Raw genomic sequence first — 20401 nt, forward strand, 5'->3', positions numbered from 1 at the left:
AAGGCTTTCTTGTCTGGCGATGGCGCTGGCAGGCTCTCTGCTGCTGGCCGGCTGTGATTCCGGGGAAGAGCAGGGTGCGCCCGATGATTCATCGGGTTCCTCCCGGCGGGCGGTTTCGGATGTGGATATTTCCCTGGCCCTGGAGCCGGCTCAACTGGACTGGGTCGGCCAGAGGATTTTCCAGAATGAATGCGCGGGGCGGTTCCAGTGCCTCGTGCACTGGAACGAGGGAGAAGCCTTCCCGTCCCTGGGTATAGGGCACTTCATCTGGTATCCGGAGGGGGTTGACAGCCGTTTTGTCGAGAGCTTTCCGCAGTTGATTGCCTACATGAATCAGCGCCAGGCGTCGGTGCCGGACTGGTTGCGCGCGCTTGATCCTCTGGATGCTCCCTGGCCGGATCGCGCGGCCTTTATGCAGATGCAGGATTCGGTCCGCGTTGCCGAACTTCGGGAGTTTCTGGCAGGCACTCAGGGTTTGCAGGCAGAATTCATCTTTCGCCGCGCCCAGCAGTCGCTGGGCACTATTCTGGATGAGGTTCCCGATCATCGTCAGAAAGTTGTTCAGGGTTATCTTGAGGAGTTGAGCGCTACCCCGGGTGGCGTCTATGCGCTGATGGATTATGTCAATTTCAAAGGTGAAGGGCTTGCTGAATCCGAGCGCTACAAAGGTGAGGGTTGGGGGTTGTTGCAGGTGCTCCTCGCCATGGATCCGGAGCCGGGGCAATCGACCCTTGATGCTTTCCGGGTGGCGGCGGGGGAGGTGTTGACCCGCCGCGCTCGAAATGCCGAAAATCCGATTGAGCGGGAGCGCTGGCTGCCCGGTTGGCTAAAACGGCTGGAAACCTACCGGGAGCCCATCACCGACACGATGGCTACAAAGGCCTCTTGAGCAGCTCGGGTTCCTGCCCCGGGCGAGCTTCCAGCCACCAGATATTCTTATCCCAGTCTCCCAATACAATCCTGCGGGCGGGCTTGCCATTGGCTTCCAGTTCATGGATGGCGGGGCGATGGGTATGGCCGTGAATCATCAGTTGGACGTCATGGGCTTCCAGTTCTTTCACCACTTCCTCGGGGGTCACATCCATGATGGTCTCAGCCTTGCCCTGATTCTTCGCCATGGAGATTTCCCGCAGTTGCCGTGCCATCAGCTGACGATCTTTGAGTGGGCGGGAGAGAAGCATCTTCACCGTTTGCGGGTTACGCATGTTGGCCCGGAACTTCTGATATTCCACATCGGCCGTGCAGAGGCTGTCACCGTGCATCAGTAGGGCAGGTGTGCCATACAGATCCACTACCGTCGGATCATCCAGCAGGGTGGCGCCGGCGCGCGCGCAGAAATCTTCGCCAATGAGGAAGTCCCGGTTGCCGTGCATCAGGTAAATATCGGTGCCTGTGTCCCGCACCTCCCGCAAGGCCGCCGCTACTTGTTCCTGCAGCGGGGTGCGCTCGTCATCTCCAATCCAGGCTTCAAAAAAGTCGCCGAGAATGTAAAGACGCTCAACGCCCAGAGCCTTGTCTTTGAGGAAGGACAGAAACGCACCCGTAATATCCGGGCGCGATTCTTCCAGGTGCAGATCCGAGATAAACAGCGTGGTCACGCGTCCTCCAGAACCTCGGCTTTTTCAATCACTACGTCCTCAAACGGGACGTCCTGGTGGCCGGCACGCATGGTGGTGCGAACGGCGCGGATCTTGTTGACCGTATCCATGCCCTCGGCCACCTTGCCGAATACGCAGTAGCCCCAGCCCTCTGCGTTCTTGGCGGTGTGGTCCAGGAAGCCGTTGTTCTCAACGTTGATGAAGAACTGGGCGGTGGCGGAGTGGGGGTCCATGGTGCGGGCCATGGCAATGGTGCCGACCATGTTGCTCAGGCCGTTATCAGCCTCGTTCTGGATAGGTTCGCGGGTTTTGCGCGGCGTCATGCCTGGCTCAAAACCGCCGCCCTGAATCATGAAGTTGCTGATAACGCGGTGAAAAATCAAACCATCGTAGAAGCCGTCGCGAACGTACTGTTCGAAGTTTTTGGCGGTTTCCGGGGCTTTTTCGTAGTCCAGTTCCAGCTTGATATCACCGAAGTTTGTCTGCAGCAGAATCATCAGGGTTTCCTGTGTTTTGGGATCGGAATGTTGAAAGTGGCTATTGTACTCAAGAGTTTCGTCCGGTGCATGAGTCCGGCGTGGATTTGTGAGTATAATAGGCGGTTTAAACGGAGCATCCGGACAGCTCCCATGATTCATTCCCTGTTAACAGAGATTGTATGAGCGCCGAGTCGAAGAAAGCCCACAACTTTATCCAGAGCCTTATTGAAGACGCCATTGCCAAAGGGGAGCACACCGGCAAGGTGGTCACCCGTTTTCCCCCGGAGCCCAATGGCTATCTGCACATTGGTCATGCCAAATCGATCTGTTTGAACTTTGGCATTGCCGAAACCTTTAACGGTGAGTGCAACCTGCGCTTTGACGACACCAACCCGGAAAAGGAAAACCAGGAGTATATCGACGCTATCAAGCAGGACGTGGAGTGGCTGGGCTATGAGTGGGCCGGCGAGGTGTGTTACGCGTCGGATTACTTTGATCAGCTCTATGCCTTTGCCGAAGAGCTCATTCAGAACGATAAGGCCTATGTCTGTGCCCTGAATGCGGAGCAGATGGCCGAATATCGGGGTTCCCTGAAAGAGCCCGGCAAGAACAGCCCATACCGGGATCGCCCGGTAGAGGAAAGCCTGCAGCTGTTCCGGGACATGCGCGACGGCAAGTTCCAGAACGGTGAGCTGGTGTTGCGGGCCAAGATTGATATGGCATCCCCGAATATCAACCTGCGGGACCCGATTCTGTACCGGATTCGCTACGCGGATCATCACCAGACCGGCAGCAAGTGGTGCATCTATCCGATGTATGACTTTACCCATCCGATCTCCGATGCTCTGGAAGGGATTACCCATTCCCTGTGTACCCTGGAATTCGAGGATCACCGGCCGCTGTACGACTGGGTGCTGGACAATATCACCATCCCCTGTCATCCGCGCCAGATCGAATTTGCCCGGCTGAATCTGAACTACACCATTACCAGCAAGCGCAAACTGAAGCGGTTGGTGGATGAAAACGTGGTGGACGGCTGGAACGATCCCCGGATGCCGACGATTTCCGGCATGCGCCGTCGTGGTTACACACCGGAGTCCATTCGCAACTTCTGCGACATGATCGGCGTGAACAAGGCCGGTGGCACCGTGGATGTCGGTATGCTGGAGCACGCTATCCGGGAAGATCTGAACAACCGTGCGCCCCGCGCCATGTGCGTGATGCGTCCGCTCAAGGTCACCCTGACCAACTATCCGGCTGACCAGACGGAAACCCTCACTCTGCCAGTGCATCCGCAGAATCCGGATATGGGCGAGCGGGAAGTGGCCTGGAGTCAGACCCTGTTTATTGACCGGGAAGATTTCGAGGTAGAGCCGCCGCGTAAGTGGAAGCGGCTGGCCCCGGACCAGGCGGTGCGGCTGCGCGGTGGTTACGTGATGACCTGCAAAGAGGTTGTGCGTGACGGCAGCGGCGAGATTGTCGAGCTCAAGTGCGAATACGATCCGAATACCCTGGGCGTGAACCCGGAGGGCTACAAACCCAATGGCGTGATTCACTGGGTGTCGGCCAGCGACAGCGTGGAGACGGATATCAATCTTTACGACCGCCTGTTCAACCACGAGTCTCCTGACAGCGACAAGGAAGGCGATTTTCTGGATCACCTGAACCCCGAATCTCTGGTCGTACTCAAAGGTGCCCGCGTTGAGAAAAGTCTGGCTCAGCCTCGTACCGACTTGCCGTACCAGTTCGAGCGCGAAGGATACTTTTTCTGCGACCAGGAACTGACTGAAAAAGCTGGCAAGCCGGTGTTCAACCGTACCGTAACGCTGCGGGATTCCTGGGGTAAGGGAGGCAAGTAATGCGTATCTACAATACGCTGACACAGCAAAAGGAAGCGTTCAAAACCCTGGAGCCTGGCAAGGTTCGTATGTACGTGTGCGGCATGACTGTCTACGACTATTGCCATCTGGGGCATGCCCGGGTGCTGGTGGCGTTTGACGTGGTGACTCGGTATCTGCGGCATCGCGGATACGACGTACACTACGTGCGCAACATTACCGATATCGACGACAAGATCCTGCGCCGGGCTGATGAAAACGGTGAGGTGTATACCGACCTGACCGACCGGATGATCCGGGCCATGCACGAGGATGAGGCGAAGCTCGGCGTGCTGTCACCCAATGAGGAGCCTCGGGCGACTGCCTTTATCGACGATATCCTTGCCATGATCCAGAAGCTGATCGCTGGCGGCCACGCATATGCTGCCGATAATGGCGACGTGTACTTTGCCGTGGAGTCTTTCCCGGATTACGGCAAACTGAGCAAGAAAAAGCTGGAAGACCTGGTGGCCGGTGCTCGTGTGGATGTGCAGGAGGCCAAGCGCAGCCCTGCGGACTTTGCGCTCTGGAAGGCCGCCAAGCCAGGCGAGGTGAGCTGGCAGTCGCCGTGGGGCGAAGGGCGCCCCGGATGGCATATTGAGTGTTCCGCCATGTCCACCAAGTGCCTGGGCGACACCTTCGATATTCACGGTGGCGGGCCGGATCTGCTGTTCCCTCACCATGAAAACGAAATCGCCCAGTCAGAATGTGCCACTGGTCACACCTTTGTGCACACCTGGATGCATGCTGGCGCCATTCGGGTGAACAAGGAAAAGATGTCCAAGTCGCTGGGCAACTTTTTTACTATTCGCGAGATTCTGGAAAAGTACCCGGCGGAAGTGGTGCGTTATTTCCTGGTGTCCAGCCACTACCGCAGCCAGGTGGATTACTCTGAAGACAACCTGGCGGAAGCCGGGCGAACTTTGACCAAGCTCTATCATGCCCTGCGGGGTATCGTGCCGGCGAAAGAAGCGGATGTAGCGGAAACCGATCACGACCGTCGTTTTGCCGAGGTCATGGATGATGATTTCAATACTGCTGGCGCCATTGCTGTTCTGCACGCAGTGGCAAACGACATCAATCATCATCGTCGGGAAGGTGATGAAGAAACCGCCAAGCGCAGCGCGGCCGTTCTGGTGCGGCTGGGCGCTGTGCTCGGCCTGCTGCAGCAGGACCCGGAAGCCTTTTTCCAGGCGGATACCGGCAGTGAGTTAACTGCACAGGACATCGAGGCCATGATTCAGGCTCGTGCCGATGCCCGCAAGGCCAAAGACTTTGCGGAGGCCGATCGCATTCGTGATGATCTGCTGGAGAAGGGTATCATCCTGGATGACAGTCGTGAGGGTACTATCTGGCGCCGGAGCCAGGACTGAGTTGATTCGCGCAATGTCGCATTGTACCTGTGGGAATGACCTTGTAGGGAATTTCACGTACAATGCGGCGCTCTAATCAGAACGTCCCCGCGCTATCAGCGCCATCAGGGGAGTCGGGAACTACAAACCCATTGAGGCAAGCAACGATGACAGAACGCGTTCAAGTTGGCGGCATCCAGATCGCCAAGAATCTGTATGATTTTGTAAACAACGAAGCGATTCCGGGCACCGGTATTGACGCTGACAAGTTCTGGGCCGAGTTCGACAAGATTGTGAACGAGCTCGCTCCGCGTAATCGCGAGCTGCTGCTCAAGCGTGACGAAATCCAGGAAAAAATGGATACCTGGAACCGCGAGCACAAGGGCCAGAAACTGGACATGGCCGAGTACAAGGCGTTTCTGAAAGACATCGGCTACCTGGTAGATGAGCCGGCGGATTTCAAAATCTCCACCTCCAATGTGGATCCGGAAATCGCCACCATGGCCGGCCCGCAGCTGGTTGTGCCGGTCATGAATGCCCGTTTCGCCCTGAACGCGGCTAACGCCCGCTGGGGTAGTCTGTACGATGCCCTGTACGGTACCGACGCTATTTCTGAGGAAGACGGTGCTGAGAAGGGCCGTGGCTACAATCCGGTTCGTGGTGCCAAGGTGATTGAGTGGGCCCGGGATCTGCTGGATGGCTCAGCGCCTCTGGCTTCCGGCAGCCATAAAGACGCCGCAAAATACTACATCGACGGCGGCAAGCTGGCGGTGAAGCTGCAGAACGGTGACGTGACCGGCCTGAAAGACGAGTCCGGTTTTGTAGGTTACACCGGCGCTGCCGATGCCCCCACTGGCGTTCTGCTGGTTAAGAATGGCATGCATTTCGAAATCCAGATTGATGCCAGCCATCCGATCGGCAAGGATGACGGTGGCCACGTTAAAGACGTTCTGATGGAATCGGCCCTGACCACCATCATGGACTGCGAAGATTCCGTTGCTGCGGTAGATGCCGATGACAAGGTTGTCGCCTACAAGAACTGGCTCGGCCTGATGAAGGGCGATCTGGAAGAGTCCTTCGAGAAGGGCGGCCAGATGATGACTCGCCGCATGAATGGCGACCGCACCTACACAGGCGCCGATGGCAGTGAGCTGACCCTAAAGGGCCGCAGTCTGCTGTTCGTTCGTAACGTTGGCCATCTGATGACCAATCCGGCCATTCTGCTGAAAGATGGTAGCGAAATTCCTGAAGGCCTGATGGACGGCCTGGTGACTTCCCTGATCGCCATCCACGACCTGAAGGGCGACGGTAAATTCCAGAACAGCACCAAAGGTTCTGTGTACATTGTTAAGCCCAAGCAGCACGGCCCTGAAGAAGTGGCGTTCACCAATGAATTCTTTGGTCGTGTTGAAGACGCTCTCGGTCTGCCGCGCTTCACCCTGAAAGTGGGCATCATGGATGAAGAGCGCCGCACCACTGTGAACCTGAAAGCCTGTATCCACGCGGCCAAAGAGCGCACCGTGTTTATCAATACCGGCTTCCTGGATCGTACCGGTGACGAGATTCACACATCCATGGAGTTGGGTCCCTTCATCCGGAAGGGCCCGATGAAGCAGGCTGCCTGGATCAATGCCTACGAGCAGTGGAACGTGGACATCGGCCTGGAAGCTGGTCTGTCTGGCGTTGCCCAGATTGGTAAGGGTATGTGGGCCATGCCGGATCTGATGGCAGGTATGTTGGAGGCCAAGATCGGTCATCCGAAGGCTGGTGCCAACACCGCCTGGGTTCCGTCTCCGACAGCCGCTACCCTGCATGCCACCCACTACCATCAGGTGAACGTGTTTGATGTGCAGAAAGAGCTGGCTAACCGTCAGCGCGCGTCTCTGGACGACATCCTGACTGTGCCGGTGATGGAGGATCCGTCCTCCTTGAGCGCCGAAGACATTCAGCAGGAACTGGACAACAACGCCCAGGGTATCCTTGGCTACGTTGTACGCTGGATCGACCAGGGTGTGGGCTGCTCCAAGGTGCCTGACATCAACGATGTGGGCCTGATGGAAGACCGTGCGACACTGCGTATTTCTTCGCAGCTGCTGACCAACTGGTTGTACCACGGCATCTGCTCTGAAGAGCAGATCATGGAAACCATGAAGCGCATGGCTGCGGTTGTTGATAAACAGAACGCTGGTGATGCGGCATACCGCAACATGGCTCCGAACTTTGACGACAGCATTGCCTTCCAGGCCGCTGTGGATCTGGTTCTGAAAGGTCGCGAACAGCCGGCCGGCTACACTGAGCCGCTGCTGCACGCCTATCGTCAGAAGGCCAAGGCCAAATACGGGCAGTAAAACGCCCGCCAATAAAAAACCCCGCTTCGGCGGGGTTTTTTATTGGGCCTGTGCCCGTTAACGAAAAATGCGAAAAATGCGAAGAATGCCGCGTCAGGTGTCGGCGTGCAGCACGTCCGCGGCGTACAGGGTGTTTTCCAGCAGGGTAGCAATGGTCATGGGGCCAACGCCGCCCGGTACCGGGGTGATGTAAGCCGCACGCTCTGCTGCAGCATCAAAATCGACATCGCCACAGAGCTTGCCATCATCCATCCGGTTGATACCCACATCAATGACGGTGGCGCCCGGTTTGACCCACTCGCCCTTGATAATGCCCGGCTTGCCCACTGCTGCAACCAGGATGTCGGCTTCCCCGACAAATTTCTCGAGGTTGTCGGTAAACCGATGACATACCGTTGTTGTGGCGCCCTTGAGCAGCAGTTCCATGCTCATGGGGCGACCGACGATGTTGGAGGCGCCCACAATAACCGCATGCTGGCCTTTATAGGGGGTTCCAATGGAGTCCAGAAGAGTGATGACACCTGCCGGTGTGCAAGGGCGCAGGGTAGGCTTGCGTTGCATCAGGCGGCCGATGTTGTAAGGGTGAAAGCCGTCTACATCCTTGTCGGGGCGTATCTTTACCAGAATCGGGTCGGCGTCCAGGTGTGAGGGCAGAGGCAATTGAACAAGGATGCCGTCAACGGCGGGGTTCTCATTCAGCTCGTCAACCAGTGCTTCCAGTGCCGCCTGGGAGGTATCTTCCGGCAAATCATAGGACAGTGACAGGATGCCTGCCTGTTCGCAGGCCTTGCGTTTGTTGCCAACGTATACCTGGGAGGCCGGATCGTGACCGACCAGTACCACGGCCAGGCCTGGCGCTCTCAGGCCCTTCTGTTTTCTGGCTTCGACCCCGGCGGCCACCTGTTGCCGGACCTGGGCAGCAATTTCTTTTCCATTAATCAGTTTGGCGCTCATGTTTCCGTCTTGTCGGTTTGGGCGTAAGAAAGTGAAGGCCGGGCATTGTCTCATGCTTCAGGGTTAACGCCAATGTGGAGGGAGCGGTCGGGAACTCCTGTGGTTTTGAGTGGTCGCTTATAGAGCTGTCTCGGCAAGGAATTTTCAATTCCGTGTTGACGGACGCGATCGGCGCCGGTAATATGCGCGCCAACTTTGCTGAGGCACTTGTTGTTCAGTTAACGGGGTATAGCGCAGTCTGGTAGCGCGCCTGCTTTGGGAGCAGGATGTCGGGAGTTCGAATCTCTCTACCCCGACCACTTTCTGGATATTCAGGTGGGCGAACGGTCAAGCGCCCGTAGCTCAGCTGGATAGAGCATCCGCCTTCTAAGCGGATGGTCGCAGGTTCGAGTCCTGCCGGGCGCGCCATCTCGTTAATCGCAGATTGGTACCGGACTCGCCGAACCAGCAAAGTTGAAGTAAGCAGTAGTGTGCCGGCAGGCACCTCCCTGATGTGGTGGACGTAGCTCAGTTGGTAGAGCTCAGGATTGTGACTCCTGCGGTCGAGGGTTCGAACCCCTTCGTCCACCCCACTTTTCCCCTTGTTTGTTTCCGAGCTCCCTGATTGCCTGTTATGGTTCAGAGTTGCGCCGGATATGCGAGAGTGGCGGAATTGGTAGACGCACTGGATTTAGGTTCCAGCGGGGCAACCCGTGAGAGTTCGAGTCTCTCCTCTCGCACCACTTTTAAATCAAAGACTTACGGGATTTTGTAGAGCAGGGCCTTTTGAGTGTGATTTCAAAATGTGCCAAAAATGTGCCAATCAGTGTCAGCACATCCTGCCAATCACTGTGGGTCTAGAGTCAGACTGAACGTTTTTCGGTCTGATTTAAGGAAGCCTCTAGAGACAATCTAGGGGCTTTTTTTATGGCTGGTTGGGGTAGGGTGAGAGGCAAGCCCTGTAAGCCCTTCTGAGGGCCTTTATAGGGATAGTGCTACATAGCCTCTACTTTCTTTTAAAAACGTCTCCTGTAGCTTCTCAGGTGCCATGATGAGGGGTAAAGCCACCTACTTTTACTTCCCATGATTTACGGGCACATATCGCATCAAATTTATGTTCGTATCTACCAAGCTGAAAATAATGTCTCTTTCCGTTTTTTCTATATCCGCCCATTGCACGCCATTTTTTAGTTTGTTTATCCCAGTACACACCTGTAACGCCTGATGTATTGCGTTTGGATAAACTCGCATTACGTGCATTGTCAGATAATGTAGCCAGCCTTAAATTAGACCACTTGTTGTTATCTCTAACCCGGTCGATATGATCAATTACAAATCCGGGTGGTGGCCATTGTCCTGTCATCCATAGATAAGCCAATTGATGGGCACGGTATCCATACCGGAACAAACGGATTATTAGATAGCCCTGATCATTTAAACCACTGGCTACAGTCCCTGCGTACTTGGTATTGACCATCTTGGCAATATGGTCATATTTAAAATGATAAGACGGTCGATGCAGGAACTTAAATTCACCCGTATCAGGGTTATACTCTACACACTCTTTTAATAATTCTAGGGTTAAATCTTCTTTTCTTCTTATTATATCACTCACTGTATTAGACTCCTATTTGATAAAATAGGTGTCTCACACTTTTTTAATCTGTCAAGATTCAACAAATTACTTTAAATCGTGATGGTTAAAAGTAATAAGTGAGAAATTTAAAAGTGAAAATCTAGAGAGGGGGAGAGAGGGCACGATGGGTATATATTTTTATTTTTACCCGTACCCCCTGATGATGTGTTAAAGGTGCTGACAGGATTACTTACGCATGTCTCTCAAGTGATCTAATAAAGTGTCATCTAAATCCATGATTACGCGTTGCAGTAGCTCTTTGCTGATCAGAGAGGGCACTGTGTGAGTGTCGTAGTAGGCTTTGATGTCAGCCATAGAGAGCGGTAGGGGTTGAGTATCTACGTAGCGCCTTGCCCTAGTGACAGTGTTATAGACTGTCAGGATGTAACCTGTGATCGGGTCATACTCAGGTGGGTCAGGATCAGGGGCTATCTGTTGCCCCATCTGTCTAAGTAGCTCTCGTGCCCTGTGATCCTTACTAGATCGGTTACCTACAGTAAGCTGCCAGTGCAGCACCTTTACTGCTTTTTTCGCGTCTTGTAAGCCTTCTCTGATAGTTCTATTGCAAACTCTTCAGCCTGTGCTTTGATGTAACCGTAAATGTCCGGGTTGTTGGTCAGGAGTTCAGTGCAGTTGTCAGGGGTAAATTCGATGGTCTCACCACTTGCAACGACACCTTCCCAGTCCTGTACAACGTGTAGAGCTAGTATCTCAGCCTGTAGGGGTAGCTTACGCTTATCGTGTGGATGTACTCGCACATCACAATCAGAGCCGTCAGTGGTTTGCGCTATCTGTCTCTGTAGCCAGTTGTCGTAATTGGCTTGAGCAAGGTTGTAATCCATGGTGTAAGCGGGTCTGATCTTAAAGCGTGTGCCGGGATAGTTGGGCACATCTACCCACTTAGTTTCGTCGCTTGGTAGGAATGATTTGTTGGTAATATCTAAAGCCATGATTGATTCTCCTTATAATTAGTAATCACAGATACTATTTATCGGAGACTGTCAGGGCTAAAGCGTTTAGGGTTCAAACCTCGTTGGTTTTCTTGTGATGCTCCTGTACTTCTATCGCTCGTGCTGCCCCTCGTTTAGTAAGTCTTATACTGTCCCCGTAGTATGACCTGCTAATACTAATGAGGCCCTTTTGAGCTAACTCATTTGTTGCGTTGATGAGTACGAGTTCAGTTGTATCTATTGCCTCATGGTTCATATCTCTAATCTGCATAGATTCGGCGGGTTTTATCGCAAGGCAAAGCAACACAAACCTTTGATAGTGATCAAGTCTATTGGCTTCGTAGTGGCGTATAGGTGTCATCACTGCATTTACTAGGAGCTTCCAGATACGCGGTACTGCCTCCCAAACTATGGAAACAGCGCTGTAGATCAACACGGCAACAGCAATACCGTCTACCCACTGTGGTAATTCTCCCCAGCTATACAGCTCAAACCTTTTTGAAAGTAGATAGAAACCTGATGTAACTAGCAGGCAGGTGGCAATTTTTGCCGATGCAGCTATGTCGTGCATCATGGCGGTAAAGTCGGTAAGGCGGGGAATAGCCAAGCTAACTCCTTAAGCGTGTGTCTGTCCGTTCTTGTTGGTGCAGTCTAAACCGTGGGGCCTGTGATGGGTAGACTTCATACACGTTGGATACAGTATCCATTGTGTAGTTTGTAAGGTGATGATTTACATAGTGTTTTCAAAAGTGTGTCTGACACATGTGCCAATCTGGGATTGTTGGAAATAAAAAAGCCCCAATAATCAGGGGCTTAGTAATTTAACAAAGGCCAGCTCTAACAAAGGCTAGTTCGTCACTGACAGCATTACACAGTGGTTTTGCTGATCTTGAGTACTGATCCTTGGGTAGCATCAAAAGTGGCGGTCATGTCTAGAGACATAGTGATAACGTCAGTGTTGTTACCAGATGGCAGATCACCGGCAAGGTTAACGCGTGGTAGCGACATAGCGTAGCTAGTAGAGCCATTGTCTAGACTGTACTGGATATCAGCCGGGGTATTGGTGATAGAGGTCTTGTAGAGCGCAAAGGCGTCTTTAGACATCACTACCTCAATACTGCCAGTCACAGCAATGTCACCCTGTTTTTGTTTAAAAGGTGTCTGTGAGTCAATACCGGTAACTGCTTGATAACCATTATCAATTGATAGGCTGATGTTTTTGATCACACCGATTGCGCCAGAATTGATAGCGATAGAGCCGAATTGATTAGATGCGTCGTACTCTTCACCTTTAGTAGCTGGATCGATAGTCAGGCCGGTTAGGTCATAGTTAAACGTCCTGTGTGTGCCTACAAAGCCGATAGAGCCGGTTACATAGTCTTGCTCTGGGATTTCAATTGACAGGGTGTTTACGTGCATACCTTCGAACAAAACCGCGTCCTGTGTGCCGTCCTCGTAGGTGTAGATTTTGAGGATGTCATAGCTCTGCTTTTCCTCTCCGATGATCACATCACCGTTTACATCAAAAGTGCTGCACAGTGCAGACTCTAAAAAGCTATCGTACTCGTCTTGAGCAAAGGCAATATCTAGGCTACCAGACACCTCAGATGACATGATGCGGGTGTTAGATAGCTGGCGGTTTTGACGCTGGTTCGGGCTCTCTTTGGTGTCGTTAGAGGTGTTTAGAGACTCAGTTACGTAAGTGATGTATTTAAAGTTGTCTGCACTGCCGGTAGAGCGGAAAGCAACTTCTATTTTTTTTAGATCGGACATAAATTTATTTCCTTTATTTTTATTTTAATTGCGCAATTATGGGTTGTATCGAAATCTGATCAGTAGATTAAGTTGGTACAGGTTAGAGTTAGGTGATGGCACTATCTGTCCCTCGTAGGTATGTGTACTGGGTAGCCATTGCACAAAGCTAAAGATGTCCTGTAGCTGCTCTGCAATCTCATACGATGCAGCACTACCGCTATCCTTGGGGGCAAAGATGCGTAACGCTATGTTGCCTGTACGACTGGTGACAGGGGCTGTGTTGCGTCCCTGTATACGAGTAGGGCCATACACAATATCTAATTTAACAACTGGTGATGTGATATCTGACATCTTCCTGTTGTCTGTATAGATTTTTACACCTGTGTCATTAGACCAATCTCCTAATCTTTGTGTGATGATCTGTCGAAAATCGTTGTAAGTCATTCTTGATTATCCTGATTTAGTTATAGTTATTTATTGTTGGATATTTTTCAGGGTGACTTTATGGGGATGAGATGAGGGATTTTTGTTTCACCAGTGGGGTATTTTTGATTCACCAGTGGGGGAAAAATTTAAAACCAGTGAGGTATATCTGTTTGATAGAAAGTGTGAAGGTGTGAACAGTGGTTCATTTCTTAATATAAAGTATAACCATTAATACCAGTGGGGGTGCATGGCAAAGGGTGTTGATTGTTGGATATGAGACAATGCCTTAAACCCTTGTGATGTTGCGGGTTAGAAGGTGTCTATGTATAGCGTAAACGTGAGGAGAGAGGCAGGAGACAGGAGATTTACGCAATACTATACACGACACCGAAAGAGGTAATTATTAACAACTTTGTTCACCATTTTAAATGAGTTATACACTTATGTTAAATCTATTTATAGATGTTTATTTCTTCGTCTGGTGTTATTTCTCCTTTATAGAAAAACCTATCTTTTTTGCTGTATAGATAAAAATGATTATCTAAAAATATTAAGCCCGTTGATTGAGTGAAGTCATCCACAGAGGATTCTTTTTCTTCTCCCGTCCTTACCTCTATGATCCTTGATCTGTGTTGATAGATGTCTTGAGTTATGTAGTAATCATCATCTAGCATGATTGGATCAGATAGAGAGCCGTATTTAAGTTTTAAATAGTTGATGGCTTTTTTGAATAAAGGATCATCTTTTATATTTTGTGGTAGAGAGTCGTAAGTGAGTCTATCCCAGTGCTGCTTAAGATGATCTATGTGTTTTTGTATTTCGTGCATGGCTATTATCTTAGTGATATCAATAATGATCTAGTGTTGCTGACTCTTTGCTTACAGTAGTCTACGTAAGTTTTTTCTTCTTTATAAGCGTTTGAGTTTTTATGGTGTTGATTGAGGGATCGGTTTAAAACGTCTATGCGTTGTTGTACTGCTGTGATAACACTGATCATATAGTCATAGTTATTAGTTTGTATCTCTAACCATTTTTCTTTAAATGACTCTGTGAGCTTTTCCGGGTTGAGTTTGATTAGATATCTGGGGTCAGGGTAGCGAGTGAAAAACTCCAATAACTCTGGTTCGGATAGTTGGTTTATAGAGTCATCAATCACATCATCTAATAGCTGTGAGTAGTGTTTTTCTAAGATTGTATTTTCGTCTTCTACGACAAATAAGAGTGTTTCTATTTCTTCTCTTTGTTCTTCGGTCGATTGCTTTTTATGTAAGCGTATGATCTGACGTATCAGTGATTTTGTTGATCTATTTCTGTGTAGTGCTTTGATTGTGTCTATATAGTTTGTCATTTTTGTTTTTCTCCTTTTTTCTTTTATCTCATAGATTTTTGTTTTGTCAACATGGTATTATTTAGGTTGTCGTATCTATATATTTTGGGATTTTGGCTGATTAGTTATGAAATTAAAAGCAATATTCAAAGAATTGATAGAGGTCGCTAAAGAATTTTGGCTTGCGCTTGGGTGGTGTGTAGTTGGTGTCTTATCAATAACGTTAATTTTGGTTGGGATTTCAACTTTAGCTCAATGGGAGACTAAAGAGATACTCAGGTATTATACTCCTTTTATGCTTGGTTTATTTAGTATTGGAATTACATTGTATTTGTTCGACAAAAATGTCAGGGAAACACGAGAACGTTCCCAGAAAGAAAGACATCAAGCGGTAAGACCTGTTTTAGTGATGTCTGACGTAGCGTCAAGAAAAAATAGAAATTTTCAAATGTTTGAGTGCTATATTGATAAAGGTGAAGCCAGTGGAGTTATTGAGGCTAGTATAGAAAATGCGGGTATTGGCACAGCACTAAATGTAATTATGTATATGCAGCTTGATAGTGGTTTATGTTATAGGGTTTATCCTGATATCCATAAATTGGCTGCTCATGAAGAAATGCTTTTGGTATTACACTATTCTTCCGATGAGGTTATTTCGGCATTTATAACTGTCTGCCAAGATGTCTATGGTAATTCGCATATCTTTAAGCATGAAACCGATTTGAGAGGTAGTCGGGGATTTAGGTTGATATGCTCTAACAAATATATTGGCGATTGTTCGGAGGATGGCCTTTTAGTTGATATTGATCTGAGTGGCCCCGCTAGGTCTAGAGACTATTTCTGGAAGGTTCGAGGTTAGTGTGGTTTGTTTTTGATTTCGAATTTTTGAAAAGAGAAGTGGTTGATATTGTATGTCTCTAGTTTTCCGTCTCTGTTGATCATTAGTTGCTTACGGTTAGAGTCAAAAGTGTAAGATAGGTGTATGTGCCCTGTTGCTGTGTAATAGATCATTTGATCAAAATCATAATTTGCAGCAATGTACATAACTACGTCTTTCGACTTTTTGTCTTTTACGTAGAAATCTACAGCTTGTCCGGTGCGGTGTTGGGAGGTCTGAGAACCGCTTACAAGACGATTAACCTGATTGTTACGGTAACCACTAGTAATGATTAAATACTGCTTAAAGTGGTCTCTGGTGGGTTGTAGGATAGTGTTTGTAAGTGCGGTTAGATTGACTAAGTGCTGTAGGTCATCAATGTCATTAGTGATGTTGTGTTGATCAGCAGTATCTGATTTTAAAAATTCCTCTAGTGTAAAGTTTTTAGCGATTTTCATTTTTATATCTCCATGTGCTAGAGATATTTAGCGAACAAAAAACCCGCACGAGGCGGGTAAAAACAGGAGATATTTTTATGGCTGTTTGGGATTAAACAGTTACTACGTCAGCGGCTGGGACGCGGAAAACGAAACCGACAAGCGGACACATTTTTTTGTCATCTAGCTTGTACGTCCAGTTAGCAGGGTCTGCATAGTCAGCAGCAGAGGTTACGCCGTCAGTAGTTGCCCATGAAAAGCCCGCAACAGTTAGAGCGTAAGTCTCACGATCCCACATAGTGCCTTGACCGCCACCGTTACCAGAGGATGGATCACGCTCGTACTCGTATGGGTTAGCAGGAGTGCCGTTACCGATACCTACAACACCATCACCGACAAGGTAAGCAGTAGCAATAACGTCACCTTCAGCGATATCACCTTGCCCGATTAGCGGGTTACCTGCTTCGATCTTGGTTTCAGGTAGATATGGGCTCTCAATTACGCGCATACCGCCAAAGCTGATAGAGCCATCGGCATTTTCGTTAACGTCGCGCTTGTCTTCAGCGAGTTTTTGACGAATAGCGGACATACCCTCGGCATTAACGAGTAGGGTGCGTAGAGTGCCGCGCTTGTGGCCCAGAATGCCTTTAGCCTTGTTTAGCTCATTAAAGTTAAAAGTAGATGCGCCGGTAGTCTGGGAAATGTTGCGTACGCGGGATGGATCGGCAGAGGTGGCACCAATCAGAGCGTTGATAACTGCGTCTTCGCGGTTGGCTAAGAGGATTTCACGGTTGAAACGTGCGGCTTCTGCAAGTGCTTCACCTGCTTTGATTTCGTCTACCATGTCCATTACGGACGCACCAGAGTTAGGGCGGTAGACCGCCATGGTTAGCTGACGCTGGCTCACAGAGTTAACTGCGCCTTTCTGCGCTGGATCGTCAGAGCTAGTGTTAACAGTGCCAGAGCGCGCTAGGTTGTGCCAAAAATTGGTTGTAACAACTTTTGCAGTAGATGTAATTTCTTTGGATACACCGCTTAGGATTTTTACAGCGGGGGAGTTTAAAATTGCATAATCGTCAGAGTTAGTGCCGTTTAAAAGCACTCTCTCAGATGCGTACATCTGTTCGATCTGCACATTAGATAGTCGGGTAGTCATTATGATGATTCCTTTATTGTTTTTATTGTTAATGCGTGTTCTTAATTATTTATAGTTATTTATCCTGTAAGGATTCTTCGTATTCTTTGGTTAGTCGCTCTAGTTCTTCGACGGGCAGTTTTGCGCGTTCTTCGCGGCTATATTCATCTAATTTTTTATGTACAGTTTTGCTATCACCGCCAAGCGCACCACCACCAGTAGCACCAGAGCCAGCAAACATACTGGGGTATTGAGTCTTAGCCTCGGCAACGAGGTCATCTAGAGTAGATACAGTTGGATTACCATCTGTGTCTGTAACAACTAGCTTGCCGTCCTTGTACATAACACGGTCAGAGAAATGGCGAGAAATCAAAGGTTTAAACTCATCTATGATCTTATTATCAGATACGAGTTTAGAGATTGCGGCTTCCCGTTTTTCATTTGCGCGTTCAGATTCCATTTCTTTGATTCGTTGTTTTAGTTGTTCTCGGTCTTGCTCACTGGATTTATAAAGACTTTCAAAATCGCCGTTATCCTGTGCTTTTTGTTCTTCTTTCTGCGCCTGCTCTGACACTAGAGTGTCATACTTAGTCTGTAAATCTTGTAGTTGTTGAGCTAGTTGCTTAGCCTTGCTATCGTCTTGCTTGGTTTCGGGTTTCGGCATATCTTCAACCACCAAAACAAAATCATCACCGTCAGCGGTGTAGATTGCTTGTAGTTCTTCGCTCAGTTTTTCAAATTCGTCTTTGCTAATTTTGTATTTCATTTTTATTGTCTCCAATTTTATTTAATTGTTTTAGTTATTTATATTTATTCGGAGAGCGCTATATTGTTTCGTAGCTTAATCTGCTGGATAGACAGCGGGGCATCGTTGTAATCGACAAATTTTTCTAGACTTAATTTGTGCTTGGTGAATAGCTCATACTTACCGGGGCCTAACACGTCGCGCTGAAACTCTGCGGGCTGGCGTCTTAACCACGTCTCATAGCTTAAGTTGGCGTTAACTTGCTCTGTCTTGCCGGATTCACCACGTGCGGCACGGGTGCCGGTGATGTTGCGGCTGTACTCCTGTTTCACTACCGGGGAGATAGTAGAGCGGCAGTTGTGGTGATACGGGGGTTGTCTGTCGTCCCATCCATAGACCTGATTATCTTTGGCTGCACAAATGGGAGTAGTGCGGCTATCCAGTGTGGCTACCAGTCGCCAGCCCTCTAACACATCATCATTAGCCCTCAACACCTCGTTACGAGCTGTTGTAGTGACGTGATTGTTAATCGTGCGGGCTAGTGTCTCTGCCTCTCGCGTACTCTCTACACCGACTGACGTAAGACGGGATTTAACTTGATCAAGTGTTAAGCCTTCTTCCGCTGCGGCCTGTACACTAGTAATGATCTTGCGCTGTTGGTGTGCGGTGTACTTTGCGATAGCGTCAGGTATGTTGTGTAACTTGCTTTTTAGGCGTAGGGGCTGCTCTGTTGCTATCTGATAGATGATTTCCCAATTAGGTATTGATGCCGTGTAGTTGCCTGCTATCGCTTTTTCTAAAGCCACTGCTGTAAATTCAAACTCAGACTGTATTAGCTCTCCCGTATCAGCGATAAAGTCATCACCAAAGGTTTTATATATTTCCTCTAGTACGGCTTTCAGGCCGCTTATACGGCCTTCTAGTCGTGGTCTTTGCCAGTCAGAGATGTCTTGATCTTTGTACCAGTCTAATGACGCCCTCAAGGCGTCATTAACATAGCTTTTGAGGTTAAGCGCGTGTTGTCTGTTATATCGGTCTAGATAAACTTGCCTACGGCTGTATACATCTGATAAGTATTGATTGCTGCTCATTTATTATTCTAATTCAAATCCACCTACGCTATGGGCGGTATCCTGATCTATATCTGTATCTGATCTGTCAGCCTCAATTAATCCACGTTTACGCAATAAGTTACGATAATCAGTCATACCGATTGCGCCGTTTTGTAGGTTTTGTAGTTGTACCATCAACACTTGCGGATCAAGTGGGGTCTCGTAGTAATCGCGGTTTACATCTACATAGACTTTTTCCGGAGAGTCACCAGTAAACAGGCATACGTACTGCAAGACTGTATTAATAGCTAATGTAATATTGCCTACGCATTGATCTAGTATTGACACCTCGCCCCGGTGCTTATGATTAATTTCAGTGGCAGTCGTGTTATGTACTGACGGAGTTATGATTTTTCCGCCAATCGCTATTAGCTCGTTTATTTTTCGATCTTGTACAGCAAAGACGAGTTGATCAGGTGGTAAGTAGGTTAATTTGATATCGCCATCTGGGCCTAAAAAGTAGCCTTTGCCTGTCCCAAACTCGGGTTCTACGTGTTCTGCCGGGGTGCCGTTTTGCGGGTCTGCTGGCTTCCCGCCATTAGCAAGTAAAAAGTTATCGTAGTTAAGGCTTGTCTTAACAACTACAGTGGGGTTAGCGTACAAGTGATTAACACGCTGTATGTCTGCATCATCCTGATAGATTTTTATATTTTTTTGAGCCATCCCAAGGATTGGGGATTTATCCACTGATGGGGTATTGTCACGAGAGCCCACAAACTGGATGGGGATAACAGTTAAGCGCTTGCCGTTAGCGTCTCTAGGCTCGTAAACCGCTACTACCTCACCCTCACGCCACAAGCGCTGTATGTAATAGCCATCTTCTAGACGCAATTCCCGGTATTGATATTTTCTATCAATACCAAAGCCATCATCTTTATCAACTGTATATTGCTCACGTAGTACTATTAGTGATTCATCATCCCGCCAGTTAATAATAGATTGAGCCGGATAGCATAGTATCTGTGGCTTATACTTACCTTGCATGTCATCAAGTAATGTACGTTGTCGGGGTACATCCGGCATATCTACTAATAGTGCGTAGCGCGCTTGTTTTAAGACGCCACGCGTAGTGTTACGTATGATCTGATCAAGCGGTAGGGTAGATACTTTACCATCATTAAGATATAAAAGATTTTGAGGTAGTATGATTTCGGGCGGTTTGCGAAAGACGCAGCCCATCAAATACTCTAATGTAGCCTCGGCGTATGGCGTAAATGATGCTTTTGACAGATAAACTTTATACTGTGCATCACTGACTAGGTTAGAGGGCAGGTATATTTTACCTTTTGCTTTAATCGCTTTTTCGCCTGCAATACAATCTTCGATCAAATCCCAGTCGTCACTGTGATAATCGTAGTCTGGGTGGGTTGTCTCTACGGGGTGTTTTTTAGACATTTGGTATTCCTAATTTATT

Annotated in this window: 19 protein-coding genes and 4 tRNA genes; 9 read left to right on the top strand and 14 right to left on the bottom strand. The window is 49.1% G+C overall.

Features of this window, described 5'->3' with window-relative positions; all coding sequences use genetic code 11:
• The first annotated feature begins 19 nt into the window (after positions 1–19).
• On the top strand, positions 20–889 hold the full coding sequence (locus tag ACF8YQ_RS06515) for a hypothetical protein (RefSeq protein WP_396623282.1): 870 nt from the start codon (positions 20–22) through the stop codon (positions 887–889).
• Here ACF8YQ_RS06515 and lpxH read toward each other — a convergent pair.
• Positions 873–1598, bottom strand: a complete 726-nt coding sequence (gene lpxH / locus ACF8YQ_RS06520; protein ID WP_396622931.1) for a UDP-2,3-diacylglucosamine diphosphatase — start codon at positions 1596–1598, stop codon at positions 873–875. The genes ACF8YQ_RS06515 and lpxH overlap by 17 nt on opposite strands.
• Positions 1595–2095, bottom strand: a complete 501-nt coding sequence (locus tag ACF8YQ_RS06525) for a peptidylprolyl isomerase (RefSeq protein ID WP_011785324.1) — start codon at positions 2093–2095, stop codon at positions 1595–1597. The genes lpxH and ACF8YQ_RS06525 overlap by 4 nt, the downstream gene beginning before the upstream one ends.
• A 161-nt stretch (positions 2096–2256) precedes the next feature.
• Between ACF8YQ_RS06525 and ACF8YQ_RS06530 the strand changes: the two genes are divergently transcribed.
• The 3 genes from ACF8YQ_RS06530 to ACF8YQ_RS06540 all read left to right on the top strand — a co-directional run bounded on the left by ACF8YQ_RS06530 (position 2257) and on the right by ACF8YQ_RS06540 (position 7654).
• Positions 2257–3936 carry a glutamine--tRNA ligase/YqeY domain fusion protein gene (locus ACF8YQ_RS06530; RefSeq protein WP_396622932.1) on the top strand — a complete coding sequence of 560 codons (1680 nt, stop codon included), beginning with the start codon at positions 2257–2259 and terminating at the stop codon, positions 3934–3936.
• The gene (gene cysS, locus ACF8YQ_RS06535; RefSeq protein WP_396622933.1) at positions 3936–5327 is read left to right on the top strand and encodes a cysteine--tRNA ligase; all 1392 of its coding nucleotides are present in this window, start codon (positions 3936–3938) and stop codon (positions 5325–5327) included. The genes ACF8YQ_RS06530 and cysS overlap by 1 nt, the downstream gene beginning before the upstream one ends.
• Before the next feature lie 146 nt (positions 5328–5473).
• On the top strand, positions 5474–7654 hold the full coding sequence (locus tag ACF8YQ_RS06540; protein WP_396622934.1) for a malate synthase G: 2181 nt from the start codon (positions 5474–5476) through the stop codon (positions 7652–7654).
• A 93-nt stretch (positions 7655–7747) separates the two neighbouring features.
• On the opposite strand, the gene folD is transcribed toward ACF8YQ_RS06540, so the two are convergent.
• Positions 7748–8608 carry a bifunctional methylenetetrahydrofolate dehydrogenase/methenyltetrahydrofolate cyclohydrolase FolD gene (gene folD / locus ACF8YQ_RS06545; protein WP_023009946.1) on the bottom strand — a complete coding sequence of 287 codons (861 nt, stop codon included), beginning with the start codon at positions 8606–8608 and terminating at the stop codon, positions 7748–7750.
• A gap of 222 nt (positions 8609–8830) precedes the next feature.
• Between folD and ACF8YQ_RS06550 the strand changes: the two genes are divergently transcribed.
• The 4 genes from ACF8YQ_RS06550 (at position 8831) to ACF8YQ_RS06565 (ending at position 9330) form a co-directional block, all read left to right on the top strand.
• Positions 8831–8907: transfer RNA gene (locus ACF8YQ_RS06550), tRNA-Pro, on the top strand.
• Positions 8908–8939: 32 nt separating this feature from the next.
• Positions 8940–9016, top strand: a tRNA-Arg gene (locus ACF8YQ_RS06555).
• Between the two features lie 88 nt (positions 9017–9104).
• Positions 9105–9180: transfer RNA gene (locus tag ACF8YQ_RS06560), tRNA-His, on the top strand.
• Positions 9181–9245: 65 nt separating this feature from the next.
• Positions 9246–9330: transfer RNA gene (locus ACF8YQ_RS06565), tRNA-Leu, on the top strand.
• A 296-nt stretch (positions 9331–9626) separates the two neighbouring features.
• On the opposite strand, the gene ACF8YQ_RS06570 is transcribed toward ACF8YQ_RS06565, so the two are convergent.
• The 6 genes from ACF8YQ_RS06570 to ACF8YQ_RS06595 all read right to left on the bottom strand — a co-directional run bounded on the left by ACF8YQ_RS06570 (position 9627) and on the right by ACF8YQ_RS06595 (position 14702).
• On the bottom strand, positions 9627–10202 hold the full coding sequence (locus ACF8YQ_RS06570) for an HNH endonuclease signature motif containing protein (RefSeq protein ID WP_396622935.1): 576 nt from the start codon (positions 10200–10202) through the stop codon (positions 9627–9629).
• A gap of 539 nt (positions 10203–10741) precedes the next feature.
• Positions 10742–11173, bottom strand: a complete 432-nt coding sequence (locus ACF8YQ_RS06575) for a hypothetical protein (protein WP_396622936.1) — start codon at positions 11171–11173, stop codon at positions 10742–10744.
• A gap of 73 nt (positions 11174–11246) precedes the next feature.
• Entirely contained in the window at positions 11247–11780 is a 534-nt protein-coding gene (locus ACF8YQ_RS06580; RefSeq protein ID WP_396622937.1) for a hypothetical protein, read from the bottom strand.
• Between the two features lie 260 nt (positions 11781–12040).
• Positions 12041–12946, bottom strand: a complete 906-nt coding sequence (locus tag ACF8YQ_RS06585) for a phage tail tube protein (RefSeq protein WP_396622938.1) — start codon at positions 12944–12946, stop codon at positions 12041–12043.
• A gap of 860 nt (positions 12947–13806) precedes the next feature.
• On the bottom strand, positions 13807–14181 hold the full coding sequence (locus tag ACF8YQ_RS06590; RefSeq protein ID WP_396622939.1) for a hypothetical protein: 375 nt from the start codon (positions 14179–14181) through the stop codon (positions 13807–13809).
• A gap of 5 nt (positions 14182–14186) precedes the next feature.
• Entirely contained in the window at positions 14187–14702 is a 516-nt protein-coding gene (locus ACF8YQ_RS06595) for a hypothetical protein (protein WP_396622940.1), read from the bottom strand.
• A gap of 106 nt (positions 14703–14808) precedes the next feature.
• Between ACF8YQ_RS06595 and ACF8YQ_RS06600 the strand changes: the two genes are divergently transcribed.
• The gene (locus tag ACF8YQ_RS06600; protein WP_396622941.1) at positions 14809–15540 is read left to right on the top strand and encodes a hypothetical protein; all 732 of its coding nucleotides are present in this window, start codon (positions 14809–14811) and stop codon (positions 15538–15540) included.
• On the opposite strand, the gene ACF8YQ_RS06605 is transcribed toward ACF8YQ_RS06600, so the two are convergent.
• The 5 genes from ACF8YQ_RS06605 to ACF8YQ_RS06625 form a co-directional block, all read right to left on the bottom strand.
• Entirely contained in the window at positions 15537–16016 is a 480-nt protein-coding gene (locus tag ACF8YQ_RS06605; RefSeq protein WP_396622942.1) for a D-Ala-D-Ala carboxypeptidase family metallohydrolase, read from the bottom strand. The two genes, ACF8YQ_RS06600 and ACF8YQ_RS06605, sit on opposite strands and share 4 nt — an antisense overlap.
• Positions 16017–16107: 91 nt before the next feature.
• Positions 16108–17151, bottom strand: coding sequence for a hypothetical protein (locus ACF8YQ_RS06610; protein ID WP_396622943.1), 1044 nt, complete (start codon positions 17149–17151; stop codon positions 16108–16110).
• 55 nt (positions 17152–17206) lie between these two features.
• The gene (locus ACF8YQ_RS06615) at positions 17207–17896 is read right to left on the bottom strand and encodes a hypothetical protein (protein WP_396622944.1); all 690 of its coding nucleotides are present in this window, start codon (positions 17894–17896) and stop codon (positions 17207–17209) included.
• Between the two features lie 44 nt (positions 17897–17940).
• Positions 17941–18966 (bottom strand): phage minor head protein, encoded by a 1026-nt coding sequence (locus tag ACF8YQ_RS06620; RefSeq protein ID WP_396622945.1) that lies wholly within the window; start codon positions 18964–18966, stop codon positions 17941–17943.
• Positions 18967–18969: 3 nt separating this feature from the next.
• Positions 18970–20382, bottom strand: coding sequence for a DUF4055 domain-containing protein (locus ACF8YQ_RS06625; protein WP_396622946.1), 1413 nt, complete (start codon positions 20380–20382; stop codon positions 18970–18972).
• Between the last annotated feature and the right edge of the window lie 19 nt (positions 20383–20401).

This window comes from Marinobacter sp. W-8, assembly GCF_044342215.1.
Taxonomy (GTDB): domain Bacteria; phylum Pseudomonadota; class Gammaproteobacteria; order Pseudomonadales; family Oleiphilaceae; genus Marinobacter; species Marinobacter nauticus.

Bases quoted from the DNA above. Each gene is read 5' to 3' on its own strand.
- ACF8YQ_RS06525 (WP_011785324.1), bottom strand. From the start codon at position 2,095: ATGATTCTGCTGCAGACAAACTTCGGTGATATCAAGCTGGAACTGGAC.
- ACF8YQ_RS06515 (WP_396623282.1), top strand. From the start codon at position 20: ATGGCGCTGGCAGGCTCTCTGCTGCTGGCCGGCTGTGATTCCGGGGAA.
- cysS (WP_396622933.1), top strand. From the start codon at position 3,936: ATGCGTATCTACAATACGCTGACACAGCAAAAGGAAGCGTTCAAAACC.
- ACF8YQ_RS06605 (WP_396622942.1), bottom strand. From the start codon at position 16,016: ATGAAAATCGCTAAAAACTTTACACTAGAGGAATTTTTAAAATCAGAT.
- ACF8YQ_RS06595 (WP_396622940.1), bottom strand. From the start codon at position 14,702: ATGACAAACTATATAGACACAATCAAAGCACTACACAGAAATAGATCA.
- ACF8YQ_RS06615 (WP_396622944.1), bottom strand. From the start codon at position 17,896: ATGAAATACAAAATTAGCAAAGACGAATTTGAAAAACTGAGCGAAGAA.
- ACF8YQ_RS06610 (WP_396622943.1), bottom strand. From the start codon at position 17,151: ATGACTACCCGACTATCTAATGTGCAGATCGAACAGATGTACGCATCT.
- ACF8YQ_RS06575 (WP_396622936.1), bottom strand. From the start codon at position 11,173: ATGGCTTTAGATATTACCAACAAATCATTCCTACCAAGCGACGAAACT.
- ACF8YQ_RS06600 (WP_396622941.1), top strand. From the start codon at position 14,809: ATGAAATTAAAAGCAATATTCAAAGAATTGATAGAGGTCGCTAAAGAA.
- ACF8YQ_RS06620 (WP_396622945.1), bottom strand. From the start codon at position 18,966: ATGAGCAGCAATCAATACTTATCAGATGTATACAGCCGTAGGCAAGTT.
- ACF8YQ_RS06590 (WP_396622939.1), bottom strand. From the start codon at position 14,181: ATGCACGAAATACAAAAACACATAGATCATCTTAAGCAGCACTGGGAT.
- ACF8YQ_RS06530 (WP_396622932.1), top strand. From the start codon at position 2,257: ATGAGCGCCGAGTCGAAGAAAGCCCACAACTTTATCCAGAGCCTTATT.
- ACF8YQ_RS06540 (WP_396622934.1), top strand. From the start codon at position 5,474: ATGACAGAACGCGTTCAAGTTGGCGGCATCCAGATCGCCAAGAATCTG.
- ACF8YQ_RS06625 (WP_396622946.1), bottom strand. From the start codon at position 20,382: ATGTCTAAAAAACACCCCGTAGAGACAACCCACCCAGACTACGATTAT.
- ACF8YQ_RS06585 (WP_396622938.1), bottom strand. From the start codon at position 12,946: ATGTCCGATCTAAAAAAAATAGAAGTTGCTTTCCGCTCTACCGGCAGT.
- folD (WP_023009946.1), bottom strand. From the start codon at position 8,608: ATGAGCGCCAAACTGATTAATGGAAAAGAAATTGCTGCCCAGGTCCGG.